At 67.4% G+C, this 14,150-nt stretch carries 8 protein-coding genes; 4 read left to right on the forward strand and 4 right to left on the reverse strand.

Annotated elements, in window-relative coordinates:
* The first annotated feature begins 59 nt into the window (after positions 1-59).
* Both VIF40_RS01710 and VIF40_RS01715 read left to right on the forward strand, forming a co-directional pair.
* Positions 60-1,460, forward strand: coding sequence for an RsmB/NOP family class I SAM-dependent RNA methyltransferase (locus tag VIF40_RS01710; protein ID WP_331935790.1), 1,401 nt, complete (start codon positions 60-62; stop codon positions 1,458-1,460).
* A gap of 134 nt (positions 1,461-1,594) precedes the next feature.
* The gene (locus VIF40_RS01715) at positions 1,595-3,262 is read left to right on the forward strand and encodes a heparinase II/III family protein (RefSeq protein ID WP_331935791.1); all 1,668 of its coding nucleotides are present in this window, start codon (positions 1,595-1,597) and stop codon (positions 3,260-3,262) included.
* Between the two features lie 77 nt (positions 3,263-3,339).
* Here VIF40_RS01715 and VIF40_RS01720 read toward each other — a convergent pair whose 3' ends face one another.
* Complete coding sequence (locus VIF40_RS01720) at positions 3,340-3,606, reverse strand: GIY-YIG nuclease family protein (protein ID WP_331935792.1); 267 nt, start codon at positions 3,604-3,606, stop codon at positions 3,340-3,342.
* A gap of 1,621 nt (positions 3,607-5,227) precedes the next feature.
* Between VIF40_RS01720 and purH the strand changes: the two genes are divergently transcribed.
* Positions 5,228-6,820 (forward strand): bifunctional phosphoribosylaminoimidazolecarboxamide formyltransferase/IMP cyclohydrolase, encoded by a 1,593-nt coding sequence (gene purH / locus VIF40_RS01725; protein ID WP_331935793.1) that lies wholly within the window; start codon positions 5,228-5,230, stop codon positions 6,818-6,820.
* 79 nt (positions 6,821-6,899) lie between these two features.
* Here the strand turns inward: purH and VIF40_RS01730 are convergent, their stop codons facing one another.
* From VIF40_RS01730 to ptsP, 3 genes are all read right to left on the reverse strand, one after another.
* Positions 6,900-7,172, reverse strand: a complete 273-nt coding sequence (locus tag VIF40_RS01730) for a hypothetical protein (protein ID WP_331935794.1) — start codon at positions 7,170-7,172, stop codon at positions 6,900-6,902.
* Positions 7,173-7,270: 98 nt separating this feature from the next.
* Complete coding sequence (gene prfA, locus VIF40_RS01735) at positions 7,271-8,341, reverse strand: peptide chain release factor 1 (protein ID WP_331935795.1); 1,071 nt, start codon at positions 8,339-8,341, stop codon at positions 7,271-7,273.
* Positions 8,342-8,612: 271 nt separating this feature from the next.
* A complete protein-coding gene (gene ptsP / locus VIF40_RS01740) occupies positions 8,613-10,880 on the reverse strand; it encodes a phosphoenolpyruvate--protein phosphotransferase (RefSeq protein ID WP_331935796.1) in 2,268 nt (755 codons plus the stop codon).
* Positions 10,881-11,177: 297 nt separating this feature from the next.
* Here ptsP and VIF40_RS01745 point away from each other — a divergent pair, with 297 nt between their 5' ends.
* On the forward strand, positions 11,178-14,051 hold the full coding sequence (locus VIF40_RS01745; protein ID WP_331935797.1) for a sensor domain-containing phosphodiesterase: 2,874 nt from the start codon (positions 11,178-11,180) through the stop codon (positions 14,049-14,051).
* Positions 14,052-14,150: the final 99 nt, after the last annotated feature.

Genomic DNA, 14,150 nt, shown 5'->3' on the forward strand with positions numbered 1-14,150 from the left:
GCCTCGGGTCAGCCCCGTATGTGATATAAACGACGATTCGATCCGCGTCGAAGGTGTGAATGAGCGACCATAAACCATTATCGGCCAAGGCCAAGGCGAGAGCCGGCTTCCTGCCCGCCGACGCCGCGCGGGAGGCCGAGGCCGCCCAGGTCCCGGGCCTCTCCGTGCGTATCGCCGCCGCCAATGTGATCGCGGATGTCGCGCAGGGCGGCCATCGGCTCGACGAACGCTTTTCCCCGCAGGCGGTTCCGTTCCGACTCGCCGGAATGGAGCCGCGCGACGCCGCGCTCGCCCGCTCGATCGCCTATGTCGGCGTGCGGCGTCTCGGCGCGATCCGCCATGCGCTGGCGGTTCTGCTGGAAAAAGGGCTGCCCAAGCAGGCCGCGCGGCTCGAATGGCCGCTCGTCGCCGCCGCCGCGCAAATTCTCTATCTCGATGTTCCCGATCATGCGGCCGTCGACCTCGCCGTTCGCACCGTCAGGCTCGAGCCGAAGACGGCGCCCTTCGGCGGGCTCGTCAACGGCGTCCTGCGCAATCTCATTCGCCGCCGCGACGAATTCGCGAGCGGCGATCCGCTGACCCTCGACACGCCCGCCTGGCTGGCGCAGCGCTGGATCAAGACCTATGGCGAGGCGCCCGCGCGCGCCATTGCGGCGATCCATATGCAGGAGCCGCCGCTCGACCTCACGGTGAAGTCGGACGCCGAGGGGTGGGCGCGCCGCCTCGACGGAATCGTGCTGCCGACCGGCTCGGTGCGGCTGCGCTCGCGCACGCCGATCGTCGAGCTCGAGGGCTTCGCGGACGGCGAATGGTGGGTGCAGGACGCCGCCGCCGCTCTGCCGGCGCGCCTTCTCGCCGTCGAGCCCGACGAGCGCGTCCTCGACATGTGCGCCGCCCCCGGCGGCAAGACCGCGCAGCTCGCCCTCGCGCGCGCGCAGGTGACGGCGCTCGATCGCTCGGCCGAGCGGCTGAAGCTGCTCGCCGCCAATCTCCAGCGCGCCCATCTGCACGCCGACATCGCAGTCGGCGACGCGGCCTCCTATTCGACCGCGCGTCCCTTCGACGCCATTCTGGTCGATGCGCCCTGCGCGGCGACGGGAACGATCCGCCGTCATCCCGACGTGCCCTGGATCAAGAAGCCGGGCGATCTCGATTCCCTCGTCGCCCTGCAGTCGCGCATTCTCGAGCGCGCATCGCTGCTGCTGCGGCCCGAGGGGCGCCTCGTCTATTGCACCTGCTCGCTGGAGCCGGAGGAGGGCGAAGCGCAGATCGCGAGCTTTCTGCGCCGCCATCCGGAGATGAAGCGCGCGCCGATCGATCCGACGACCGAGGACATTCCGGCGGAATTCGTCACGCCGGACGGCGATCTGCGCACGCTGCCCTCCTATTGGCCGAACGAGGACAAGCGTCTCGCCGGCCTCGACGGTTTCTTCGCTGCGCGGCTCGTGCTGCGCGGCTGAGAGCGAAGGACGCGCGCATCCTTCGCTTTGCTCCTCCTGCGATTTATGTCATCCCAATCGAGAGTCGCTTTGCTCCGCTCCGTTCGGCGGAGCGCGAGGAGGACGCTCTGAGCGAAACGGCCCAAAGCTCGGGAATGCGATTGGCGCGCGCCGCGGCGCGCGGCGTCGCCTCTTTCGCGCGCGCTGTGCAGGGGCCGTATTTTGTCGTTCAGGCGATGGGCGTGCGCGCGCCCGAGCGGCTCTATGTCGCGCCGCAGGACATACGCACCGCCGACCCCACTGTCGCCGACGAGATCTATGCGGGCTATTTCTCCTTCGACGGCAAGGTCGTCGAGGCCAATGGACGCTCGCCCTTCTCGATCGCGCCGCCGTCGCCGGCTTGGCGGCGCTCGCTCGTCGGCTTTTCCTGGCTGCGCCATTTGCGCGCGGCGGACCGCGCATTGGCGCGCGCCAACGCTCGCGCGCTGGTCGACGACTTTCTGCGCACGCGCACCGATTTCATCGACGATCCCGCCTATGAGCCCAGCGTGGTCGCGCGCCGCACTCTGTCCTGGCTGGCGCAATCGCCGATCCTGCTCGACGGCGCCGATCAGGATTTCTATGATCGCTTCATGCGGGCGCTGGCCCGCAACATCCGCTTTTTGCTGCGCGCCATGGCCTCGGAGCGGCGCGCCTCCGACCGGCTGCTCTGCGCGGTCGCGCTGGCCGCTTTCGGCGTCTGCGCCGACGCCGGCCGCAAGTTCGAGCTGCGCGCGACACGCCTGCTCGACGCCGAGCTGTTCCGCCAGATTTTCCCGGACGGCGGCCATATCGGCCGCAATCCGGAGACGCCGGTCGAATTGCTGCTCGATCTGCTGCCGTTGCGCCAGGCCTACGCCACGCGCGGACGCCGCCCGCCCGAGCGCCTGCTCGCCTCCATCGGCGCGATGATCGCCTTTTTGCGCGTGCTGAAACATGGCGACGGCGCGCTGGCGCTGTTCAACGGCATGGGCTGCGCGCCGCCGGACCGGCTGGCGACGATCCTCGCCCATGCCGACGCCGGCGGGCCGCCGATTCTCGATGCGCCGCATTCGGGCTATCGGCGGCTGCAAGCGGGCGCGGCGGTGGTCATCGTCGACGCCGGCGCGCCGCCGCCGCCGGTCTTTTCCTCGGCGGCCCATGCCGGCTGCCTGTCCTTCGAATTTTCGATCGGGGCCGAGCGCATCGTCGTCAATTGCGGCGCGCCGGCCGGCTCCGAGGCGCTGCGCCGCGTCGCGCGCTCGACGGCGGCGCATTCGACCCTCATCGTCGAGGATCGCTCGACCTGCCGCATCGAGGCGCGGCCGGGGCGCGGCCGACAAGAGGAGCGCATCGTCGCCGGCCCCGTGCTGGTGAAGGCGGCGCGGCGCTCGACCGATTCGAGCCATGATCTCGAGCTCGCCCATGACGGCTATGCGCGCGAGTTCGGCCTCGTCCACGAGCGCACGCTGGCGCTGGCGCATGACGGCTCGCAGCTGCTCGGCGACGACAGGCTGGTCGCGCTGCGCCACGGCGCGCGGGCCGAGAATTTCGTGCTGCGCTTCCATCTGCATCCCAATGTGCGGGTGATGGGGGCGAATGAGCGCAAAGTGCTGCTGTCGAGCGGCGGCGTCGATCTCGTCTTCGAGGCCAACGCCGCTGTGTCGGTGGAGGAGAGCGTCTTCTTCGCCGGCGCGGCCGCAGCGCGCAAAAGCGCGCAGATCGTGGTCGATGGGCGCGGCGTGAAGGACGCGCATCTGCGGTGGTCGTTCTCGCGGGTGGAGGAGGAGGGCCGCATAGCGTAGCCGTCCACTCCTCTCATTTTCTAGGGCGCCGTCTTGGCCGGGCTCGTCCCGGCCATCCACGCCGCGCCGCTTCCGCCCTATCGGGAAAGCTCCTCAAAGAGATCGCGCCATTCCGGATTCATATCGAGGATCAGCCGGGCCTTCCATGCGCGGCGCCAGTGCTTCATATTCCGCTCGCGCTGAATCGCGTCGCGAATATCCTCGAAGCGTTCGTACCAGACGAGCCGCGTCAAGCCATAGTGTTTCGTAAATCCTTCATAGAGTCCTTCACGATGCTCGAAGGCTCGGCGCGAGAGATCGTTCGTCACGCCCGTGTAGAGCGTTCCGTTCGGTCGGTTGGTCATAATGTAGACCCACCCTCCAGCCATGCCGCAGTTTGCAAGGCGTGGATGGCCGGGACAAGCCCGGCCAGGACGGCGGCCTTCGGAAAACGAGGGTGAAAGCAGTCCTTTCGGTATCCGTTCTACAGCTCCACGCGCCTCGCCGGTTCTCTCCCAGGCGATCTATCCATCGAAGGCGCACATCCTCCTCGCCCTCGCGGCGTCTTGGCCGGGCTCGTCCCGGCCATCCACGCCACGCCGCTTCCGTCTTATCGGTGATTGTCCGATGCGGATTCGAGTTCGCCAAAGCGCTCGGCGAGAGGTCGCTCGTCAGGCGCGTGTAGAGCGTTTCATCCTTTATCCATGCCGCGGCGGCGTGGCGTGGATGGCCGGGACAAGCCCGGCCAGGACGGCGGCCTGCGGGAAACGAGGGTGAAAGCGGTCCTTTCGGTATCCGTTCTACAGCTCCACGCGCCCGTTGGTTCTCTCCCAGGCGATCTATCCATCGAATGCACTCATCGTCCTCGCCCTCGCGGCGTCCTGGCCGGGCTTGTCCCGGCAATCCACGCAAGGACGCCGAGGCGTCTTGAAAGTTTGGCGTGACGCCGAAGCTCCGGTAGGGCGCCCGCCGCGGGACGAATCCGTCGATGACGGGCGCTTTCCTTGGGTTTCTCGGCTGCTTGGCGTGGATGGCCGGGACAAGCCCGGCCAGGACGGCGGCCCTTGGCGAAGGCGAGTGAAGGCGTCGGAAAGAGAGGGGAATTCTCGATTTCCCAGGACGGCGGCCTGCGGAAAACGAGGGTGAAAGCGGTCCTTTCGGTTTCCGTTCTACAGCTCCGCGCGCCTCGTTGGTTTCTCGCCCCGGCGCTCTATCCCCATCCTCCTCGCCCTCGCGGCGTCCTGGCCGGGCTTGTCCCGGCCATCCACGCAAGGACGCCGAGGCGTCTTGAACGTTTGGCGTGACGCCGAAGCTCCGGAGGGCGCCCGCCGCGGGAGCAATCCGTCGATGGCGGGCGCTTTCCTTTGGTTTTTCAGCTGCTTGGCGTGGGGGCGGTTTCCATATTGGCCGGTTATGCGACGTCATGCTGACGAGATTATCACGCGGGGGCGTGAGGCCGCCCCCTTGACGCCTGCGGACTAAATTCCTATCTTCGTCCTGCCTCCGCTGGTGGGGCGTCGCCTTGAAGGGTAGGCGGCGTCGGCGGGGGTGCGGTTCGCAAGGGTGGGGGCAGACCCTCTCTCGCTCGAGCGACGCCACGCCGCCGGCACGGCTTCTCCTTCGTGCGGAGGCATGTGGGAACACATGCGAAAGTCGGCCGAATATCCGAGGCTCGCGCGGGGATAGACTACCCGAAAGGGGAAAACAACCCTGAGCCCGCAGGCGGCGAACAGAAACGGCGGCCGTGGTCCGGGATGCTTTCCGGCTTCGATGCGCAATTCCATTTACGCGACGGCCGAAACGGAGCCGCCGCGTCCCGGACCTCCCAACCTCCCGCGCCGAATTCCGGCGGCGGGCGCGAAAGCGCGCGCCTCTCCCTCGAGGGCGCTGTCGGCGGCCAGTTGGTTTCTCCCCCCGGCGATGTATGCTAAGCGCCGGGTCGATATCGTTTCCCGCGACGTCTTCGCTCCACAACGAGGGACCTGAATGCCGGTCGATCTGCGCCGTATCACGAGAGCTCTGCTGTCCGTCTCCGACAAGACCGGACTCGTCGAATTGGCGAAGGCTCTCGCTGCGTTGGGCGTCGAGCTGGTCTCGACCGGCGGCACGCGCAAGGCGCTCGCCGAGGCGGGGCTTTCGGTGCGCGACATCGCCGACGTCACCGGCTTTCCGGAGATGATGGACGGCCGCCTCAAGACGCTGCATCCCAAGGTGCATGGCGGCCTGCTGGCGATCCGCGAGAATCCCGAGCATGAGGCGGCCATGCTCGCCCATGACATTCCGCAGATCGATCTGCTCGTCGTCAATCTCTATCCCTTCGAGGCGACGCTGGCCAAGGCTGCGCCCTTCGAGACCTGCGTCGAGAATATCGACATCGGCGGGCCGGCGATGATCCGCGCCGCCGCTAAAAATCACGATGATGTCGCCGTGCTGGTCGAGCCTGCCGATTACGAGGCGTTCGCGGCCGAGCTGTCCGCCAATGGCGGCGCGGCCACTCTGGCGACGCGCCGGCGCCTCGCGCAAAAGGCCTACGCCCGCACCGCCGCCTATGACGCGGCCATCTCCAATTGGCTGGCCGGCGCGCTCGATGAGGCGACCCCGCCCTGGCGCGCCTTCGGCGGCCGTCTCGCCGAGCCGATGCGCTATGGCGAGAATCCGCATCAGAGCGCCGGCTTCTATCTGAATGGCGAGCAGCGTTTCGGCGTCGCCACGGCGAAGCAGCGCCAAGGCAAGCAGCTCTCCTACAACAACGTCAACGATACGGACGCCGCCTATGAGCTGGTCGCGGAATTCGATCCCGCGCGCACGGCTGCGGTCGCCATCATCAAGCATTCCAACCCTTGCGGCGTCGCCGAGGGCGCGACTCTCGCCGAGGCCTATAAGAAAGCGCTGCGCTGCGATCCGCTCTCGGCCTTCGGCGGCATTGTCGCGCTCAATCGCCGGCTCGACGCCGCGGCGGCGCGCGAGATCGTGAAAATCTTCACCGAGGTCATCATCGCGCCGGAGGCGGACGAGGAGGCGATCGACATTATCGCGGCGAAGAAAAATCTGCGCCTGCTGGTCGCCGGCGGCCTGCCCGATCCGCGCGCCGGCGGGCTGACCTTCCGCAGCGTCTCGGGCGGCTTTCTGGCGCAGTCGCGTGACAATAGCGTCATCGACGATCTGACGCTTTCCGTCGTCACTCAGCGCACGCCGACTTCGGGGGAGCTCGCCGATCTCAAATTCGCTTTCCGCGTGGCCAAGCATGTGAAGTCCAACGCCATCGTCTATGCGCGCGATCTGGCGACCGTCGGCGTCGGCGCCGGGCAGATGTCGCGGGTCGACTCCTCGCGCACGGCGGCCTTCAAGGCGGAGGAGGCGGCGCGCGAGGCGGGGCTGACGGAGAGCTTCGCCAAGGGCTCGGTCGTCGCCTCGGACGCGTTCTTCCCCTTCCCGGATGGGCTGTTGGCGGCGGCCTCGGCCGGCGCGACGGCGGTCATCCAGCCGGGCGGCTCGGTCAATGACAAGGATGTGATCGCCGCCGCCGACGAGGCCGGCCTCGCCATGGTGCTGACCGGCGTGCGCCATTTCCGGCATTGATGGCGGAAGGGCTGGCATTGATAGCGGAAGGGCCGGCTTGGCGCCGACCCTTCGTCAGCCGGATCATCATTCGCGACGCTCACTCGCAGACGCGCATGCGGCGGAAATAGAGGACATTGCCCCAATCGTCGGTCACCGGCTGGCGGGCGATGTAGCAATTGGTGGGCGCCTGCGAGGCGGCGACGGCGCCGAGCGTCAAGGCCGTCAGCGCGCCCACGGCGGCGACGCCGCCCCAATAATGACCGTGATGACCGTAATGCCGATAAGGGTCCGCCTGGGCGGTCGAGGCCGTGAAGGTCGTGGCGGCGATGGCGGCGGCCAGCAGGCCGGCGGTGAGGAATTTCTTGGTCATTGTGCGCTCCGTTGCTCGGTGTCGTTCACGCGTCTCGTGAACGTCCCGAACTTACGAAGCGTGCGGCCTCGTGGATGTGCGCCGTCGCACCGCGTGGATCACTCGTCGCTCTGCGCGAGCAGCCTGGCCTGATGATCCGTCGTCAGCGCGTCGAAAATCTCGTCCATCTCGCCCTCCATCACGCGATCGAGCTTGTAGAGCGTCAGATTGATGCGATGGTCGGTGACGCGGCCTTGCGGAAAATTATAGGTGCGGATGCGCTCCGAGCGATCGCCCGAGCCGACCTGCGCCTTGCGATCGGCGGAGCGCGCGCTGTCGAGGCGCTGGCGCTCGGCGTCGAAGAGACGCGAGCGCAGCACCTCCATCGCCTTGGCCTTGTTGCGATGCTGTGAGCGCTCCTCCTGCATCATCACGACGATGCCGGATGGAAGATGGGTGATGCGAATCGCCGATTCGGTCTTGTTGACATGCTGGCCGCCGGCGCCGCCGGAGCGCATCGTCTCGATGCGCAAATCCCGGTCGTCGATAGCGACGTCGACCTCCTCGGCCTGCGGCAGCATGGCCACCGTCGCCGCGGACGTGTGGATGCGTCCCTGCGTCTCCGTCGCGGGCACGCGCTGCACGCGATGCACGCCCGATTCGAATTTCAGCTTCGCATAGACGCCGCGGCCGGCGATCTCGGCGACGATCTCCTTATAGCCGCCGAGCGCCCCTTCGCTGGCCGACAGAATCTCGACGCTCCAGCCCTTGGCGCCGGCGTAGCGCTGATAGGCGCGGAAGAGATCGCCGGCGAAGAGCGCGGCCTCGTCGCCGCCGGTGCCGGCGCGCACCTCGAGAATGACGCCCTTCTCGTCCGCCGCATCCTTGGGCAGCAGCGCGAGCTTCAATTCGCGCTCGGCGTTGGTCAGCGCATCCTGCGCGACATCGCGCTCGCCCTCGAGGAAGGCGCGCATATCGGGATCGAGCGCCGAATCGGCGAGCATCTCGCCGACGCCGGCGATCTCGGCCTGAGTCGCGCGATAGAGCTTGATTCTGGCGACCACATCGTCGAGCGAGGCGAGCTCGCGCGACAGCGCGACGAAGCTCGCGGCGTCCGGCCCGGAGCTGAGCCGGTCGGCGATCTCCTCGTGACGGCGCAGAATGAGGTCGAGCTTGTCTTGGGCGAACATGGGGCTTGCCGAGCGAGAGAGGAACGGAGACGGCGTGGAGCGAAGCGCGAGCTTCGCTAGCGGCCCCGGTCTTTCGTGGCGATTGCCGAAATCGACGCGCTCACCCTATTCCTAAAGGGCAGGGTCGGACCGCGAAGTGGCCCGGGGAGGGGCTCCACGAGGAAGACTCGGCGGAAACACCCGCTCCCGATCGCCTTCGGCGCTCGACCGCCCCCCTCGAGGGGATGGTGGAAGCGCCGTTCCCGGCGAGATTGTTCGAATCGACGCATCGTCAGACCGGAATTTCGCGCGCCGCGGCGAAATCGCGCAGCGGCTCGCGCAGGCTCGGAGCGCCGTCCTCCTTGGCGAGCAGCGCGGCGAGGAACACCTCGATCTCCTCGAGATTGACGGCGAGGATCATCGCCTTCACCGGTCCGACCGAGGAGGGCGACATAGAGAGCGAGCGATAGCCGAGCGCCAGCAGCGCCATCGCCTCGAGCGGGCGGCCGCCCATCTCGCCGCAGAGCGTCACCGTCTTGCCGGCGCGCTTGCCCGCCGCGGCGATGCGCTCCAGCGCGCGCAGGATCGGCGGCGAGAGCGTGTCGTAGCGCTTGGCGACGCGCGTGTTGTCGCGATCCGCCGCATACATGTATTGCATCAGATCATTGGAGCCGACCGACAGGAAGTCGGCGCGCGCGGCGATGGTGTCGAGCTCCCACAGCAGCGAGGGCACCTCCACCATGGCGCCCAGCTGCACATTGGTCGGCGGCGCATGGCCGTGGCGCTGGAGATGCGCGAGCTCGCGATGCGCGATCGCCTTGGCCGCCTCGAATTCCGCGACATTGGCGATCATCGGAAACATGATGCGCACGTCGCGTCCGCCGGCCGCTTTCAGCATGGCGCGGATCTGCATGCGCAGCAGGCCGGGCCGGTCGAGGCCGATACGGATGGCGCGCCAGCCGAGCGCCGGATTCTCCTCCTCGATCGTCGCCATGTAAGGCAGGATCTTGTCGCTGCCGATGTCGAGCGTGCGGAACGTCACCGGGCGGTCCTGCACCGCGTCGAACACCGCTTTGTAGAGCAGGAACTGCTCGTTCATGCGCGGAAAGCGCGGCGCCAGCATGAATTGCAGCTCGGTGCGGAACAGGCCGATCGAGCGCGCGCCGGTCTCGTGCAGATGCGGCACGTCGACGATGAGCCCGGCGTTCATATGCAGCGCGATCTCGACGCCGTCCTTGGTGACGGCGGGAATGTCGCGCAGCTTGGCGTATTGCTCCATGCGGCGGGCGCGCAGCCGCGCCTTCTCGCCATAGGCGGTCTGCACATCCGGCGGCGGACGAATTTGCACGTCGCCGGTCACGCCGTCGACGATGATGGCGTCGCCCGATTCGACGAGATCGGTCACATTGGCGGCGAGGCCGACCGTGGCGATGCCGAGCGCGCGGGCCACGATGCCGACATGGCTCGCCGGGCCGCCCTCCTCGAGCACGAGCCCGCGCAGCCGCGAGCGGTCGTAATCGAGCAGCGCCGCCGGGCCCATGTTGCGGGCGATGAGAATGGCGTTCTCGGGGATCGATTCGCGCTCGGCCACATAGCTCTGGCCGGTGAGCTGATGCAGCAGGCGATTGGCGAGATCGTCGAGATCGTGGAGACGGTCGCGAAGATAGGGGTCGGTCTGGCGTTGCAGCTTGGCGCGGGCGTCGTTCTGCACGCGCTCCACCGCGGCCTCGGCCGTGAGGCCGCTCAGCGCGGCCTCGTGCAGGCGGCGCACCCAGCCGCGATCATTGGCGAAGATGCGCACCGCCTCCAGCACCTCGCGATGCTCGCCGGCGCCCATGCGGTCGCCATGCGCGACCAATTCGTCGATGGAGAGGCGCATCGCCTCTATGGCGGCGTCGAGACGGTGGACCTCGGCGGCGATATCCTCGGCGATGAGCTGCTTCACGACGACGCGCGGCTCGTGCAGCACGGCGTAGCCGAGCCCGACGCCCTCGCACATGGGCGCGCCCTTGATCACCACCGGCCGGTCGAGCGCGAGGCTCTCCGGCGTCTTGGCGATCGAGCGCAGCTCGCCGGAGGCGATCATCTCGGCGACGAGCATCGCCGTCGTCTGCAGCGCCTCGATTTCCTCCTCGGAATAGATGCGCCGCACCCGGTTCTGCACCACCAGCACGCCGAGCGTGTTGCCGCCGCGCAGAATCGGCACGCCGAGGAAGGAGTGATAGATTTCCTCGCCCGTTTCCGGCCGGTAGGAGAAGGAGGGATGCTCCTGCGCCTCGGAGAGGTTGAGCGGCTCCGCGTTTCTGGCGATCAGGCCGACGAGGCCTTCGCCGGCGTGCATTGTGGTCAGATGCACGGCTTCGCGATTGAGGCCTTCCGTGGCGTAGAGCTCGAGCCTCTGGTCGGCGCGCAGCACATAGACCGAGCAGACTTCCGCCACCATATTGGACGCGATGAGCACGACGATCTTGTCGAGCCGCGCCTGCGCGCTGACCGGCTCCGCCATGACCTCGCGAAGCCGGCGGAGCAGCAAGCGGGGTCCGCCGAGAGCGCTACGCATCCAGTGTCCTTAGTTTCGACAGACTGTAGCCGCCAGACCTGGGCTCTGCGAAGCCGCATCTCCCAAATCTAGAGAACTTCTAAAATTCCGCCCTGTTCCTATTGAGCGTATATTGGCGCCGTCCGGCCTCCGCAAGCGCGGCCGCTCGGTCGGGCCCCCGACGCAAGGACCATACCGGCTTGCAGACCGACGACTTAGCCGGTACCAGTCAAAATTCAGACAAGAAGAAATCCGAAAGCCGATCGGTCCGCCCGCGACATTCGGACTTTTCGAGCCTGCGCGCCAGAGACGAGATTCGTGCCTCTATCCAGATATCTGATCGCTCTCCTGTTTCTCGTCCTTTGCGGGCAGCGGGCCCTCGCCATCGAATCCGTGCGCGTGCCGCAGGACGCGGCGGCGATCGACCTCACTCATGCGGTCGAGAAATATTCCTCCGAGGGCGACCGCCTGCAGGTTTCGACCGCCCCGGGCTCCGACGGCATCATCCGACGCATAGAAGTGGGCGCCAAAGAGGCGGGGACCCGCCCCAGCTGGATCGTCTTCGCGCTCACCAACGACACCGACGAGCAGCTGGAGCGGCTGATCGTCGCCCCGCATTTCCGGCTCCAGGGGTCGGGCGTGATCTGGCCCGATCTCGGCGCGACGCGCATTTCGGCGATCACCGCGAGCCAGGGATTTCCGCCGGAACATGAGGATAGCGGGGACGCCGACGTTTTTCGGCTCACCCTCGATCCCGGCACCACCATCACTTACGTGGCCGAGCTGCGCACGCCCAATCTGCCGCAGCTCTATCTGTGGGAGCCGGACTCCTACAAGGACAAGGTCACCAGCCTGACCCTCTATAAAGGCATAGTGATCGGCATCGCCGGCCTGCTGGCGCTGTTCTTGACCATCGTCTTCGTCGTCAAAGGGGCGGTGATCTTCCCGGCGGCGGCGGCGCTCGCCTGGTCGGTGCTGGCCTATGTCTGCATCGATTTTGGCTTTTGGGCCAAGATCTTCGGCGTCGATCCCAATGCCGACCGCATCTGGCGCGCCGGCGCCGAGACGGTTCTGTCGGCGACCCTGGTCGTTTTTCTCTTCGCCTATCTCAACCTCAACCGCTGGCATGTGCGCGCCTGGCACGTCGCGGCGCTGTGGCTGCTGATTCTCGCCGATCCCGTCGTCATCGCCATTTTCGACGCGCCGGTCGCCGCCGGCATAGCGCGCATCTCGCTGGCCACCGTCGCGGCGGTCGGCTTCGTGCTCATCCTCTATTTGGCGACGCATGGCTTCGATCGCGCCATCATGCTGATTCCGACGTGGTTTCTCCTGCTGCTCTGGGTCTGCGCGGCGGGCTTCACCGTTGCTGGCTGGCTGACCAATGATCTGGTCTCGCCGGCTCTGGTCGGCGGCCTGGTGCTCATCGTGATGCTGATCGGCTTCACCGTTATGCAAAATGCCTTCGCGAGCGGCGGCCTCGCCCATGGCGCGATCTCGGACATAGAGCGCAAGGCGCTGGCGATGACCGGCGCGAACGAGATCGTCTTCGATTGGGACGTGCCCGCCGATTACATCTATGTGAGCCCGGAGGTGGAGGAGCAATTGGGCCTCGATCGCGGCGGGCTCGAGGGGGCGGCCTCCTCCTGGCTCGCGCTTCTGCATCCTTTCGAGCACGATCGCTATCGCGCCTGCCTCGACGCGCTGCTCGAGCAGCGGCGGGGGCGCATCAATCAGGAATTCCGGCTGCGCGCCTCGGACGGCCATTATTTCTGCTACCGGCTGCGGGCGCGCCCGGTCATCGGGCAGGACGGCGAGGTGATCCGCGTCGTCGGCACGCTCACCGACATCACCGACGAGCGCAACGCTCGCGAGCGGCTGCTCCATGACGCCGTCCACGACAATCTGACCGGCCTGCCGAATCGGGAGCTGTTCTTCGATCGTCTCGAGGCGGCGCTGGTTTTCGCCGGGCTCGAGGCCGGCGTGCTGCGGCCGACCGTGCTCGCCGTCGACATCGATCGGTTTCGGCAGATCAACGAGCAGGTCGGCGTCGCCACCGGCGATTCGATCCTGCTCACCATCGCCCATCGGCTGACGCGGCTGCTGCAGCCGCAGGACACTCTGGCGCGGCTCGACGGCGACCGTTTCGCCATCATCCTGGTCTCCGAGACCCATGTCGATCATGTGATCACGCTCGCCGATTCGGTGCGCCGCACCCTGGCGACGCCGGTGCGCTTCACCGATCGCGAGATTTCGCTGTCGGTGTCGATCGGCGTGGCGCTGTTCGACAAGGAGCTGCATCCCGACCGCCACGAAATGCTCGAGGATTCCGAGATCGCGCTGCGCCACGCCAAAAAGCTCGGCGGCAATCGCATAGAGGTGTTCCGCCCGGCGATGCGCGCGCAGCGCTCCGACCGGCTGACGCTGGAGGCCGATCTCAGACGCGCGCTCGAGCGCGGGGAAATCAAAGTGTTCTTCCAGCCTGTGGTGCGGCTCGAGGATCGCACCATCGCCGGCTTCGAGGCGCTGCTGCGCTGGGAGCATCCGCGCCTCGGCCAGCTCGATCCGAGCGAATTCGGCCAGGTCGCCGAGCAGACCGGCCTCGTCGTCGACTTCGGCCTGCTGGCGCTGGAGCGCACGGCGCGCGAGCTCGCCGCCTGGCAGCGCGCGCTCGCGGTCGATCCGCCGATCTTCGCCTGCGTGGGCGTCGGCTCGCGCCAATTGCTGCGCCATGATCTGCTGCGCGACGTCAAAAGCGTGCTGATGCGCAACGACATCGTCAAAGGCAGCCTCAAGCTGGAGCTGAGCGAGGGGCTGGTGATGGAAAATCCCGAATACGCCACGCAAATGCTGGGGCGCGTCAAGGAGCTCGGCGCAGGCCTCGCGATGAGCGATTTCGGCTCCGGCTATTCCTCGCTCGCCTATCTGCAGAGCTTTCCGTTCGACACGATCAAGATCGGCCGCTCCTTCACGCGGCAGACCGGCAAGGGCTCGCGCGCGGTGATCTTGCGCTCGCTGATCTCGCTCGCCCATGATCTCGGCATGGATGTCGTCGCCGAGGGCGCGGAGACCGAGTCCGACGCGATCGAGCTCTATCAGCTCGGCTGCGCCTATGCGCAGGGCTACGCCTTCGGCCGGCCGATCAGCCCGGTCGAGGCGCGCCGCTTGGTGGGCGCGGCGCCCGAGGCGGCGTAGGGCAGGGGCGCTGCTCCCTTCTCCCGTTCCGGGAGAAGGTGGCCTCGCGAAGCGAGGTCGGATGAGGGCCGCTGCGAAAATCGAAATCTCGACGGCTTT

The organism is Methylosinus sp., assembly GCF_036560965.1.
Classification (GTDB): Bacteria; Pseudomonadota; Alphaproteobacteria; order Rhizobiales; family Beijerinckiaceae; genus Methylosinus.

Bases quoted from the DNA above. Each gene is read 5' to 3' on its own strand.
- VIF40_RS01715 (WP_331935791.1), top strand. From the start codon at position 1,595: ATGCGATTGGCGCGCGCCGCGGCGCGCGGCGTCGCCTCTTTCGCGCGC.
- VIF40_RS01730 (WP_331935794.1), bottom strand. From the start codon at position 7,172: ATGACCAAGAAATTCCTCACCGCCGGCCTGCTGGCCGCCGCCATCGCC.
- VIF40_RS01720 (WP_331935792.1), bottom strand. From the start codon at position 3,606: ATGACCAACCGACCGAACGGAACGCTCTACACGGGCGTGACGAACGAT.
- VIF40_RS01710 (WP_331935790.1), top strand. From the start codon at position 60: ATGAGCGACCATAAACCATTATCGGCCAAGGCCAAGGCGAGAGCCGGC.
- prfA (WP_331935795.1), bottom strand. From the start codon at position 8,341: ATGTTCGCCCAAGACAAGCTCGACCTCATTCTGCGCCGTCACGAGGAG.
- purH (WP_331935793.1), top strand. From the start codon at position 5,228: ATGCCGGTCGATCTGCGCCGTATCACGAGAGCTCTGCTGTCCGTCTCC.
- ptsP (WP_331935796.1), bottom strand. From the start codon at position 10,880: ATGCGTAGCGCTCTCGGCGGACCCCGCTTGCTGCTCCGCCGGCTTCGC.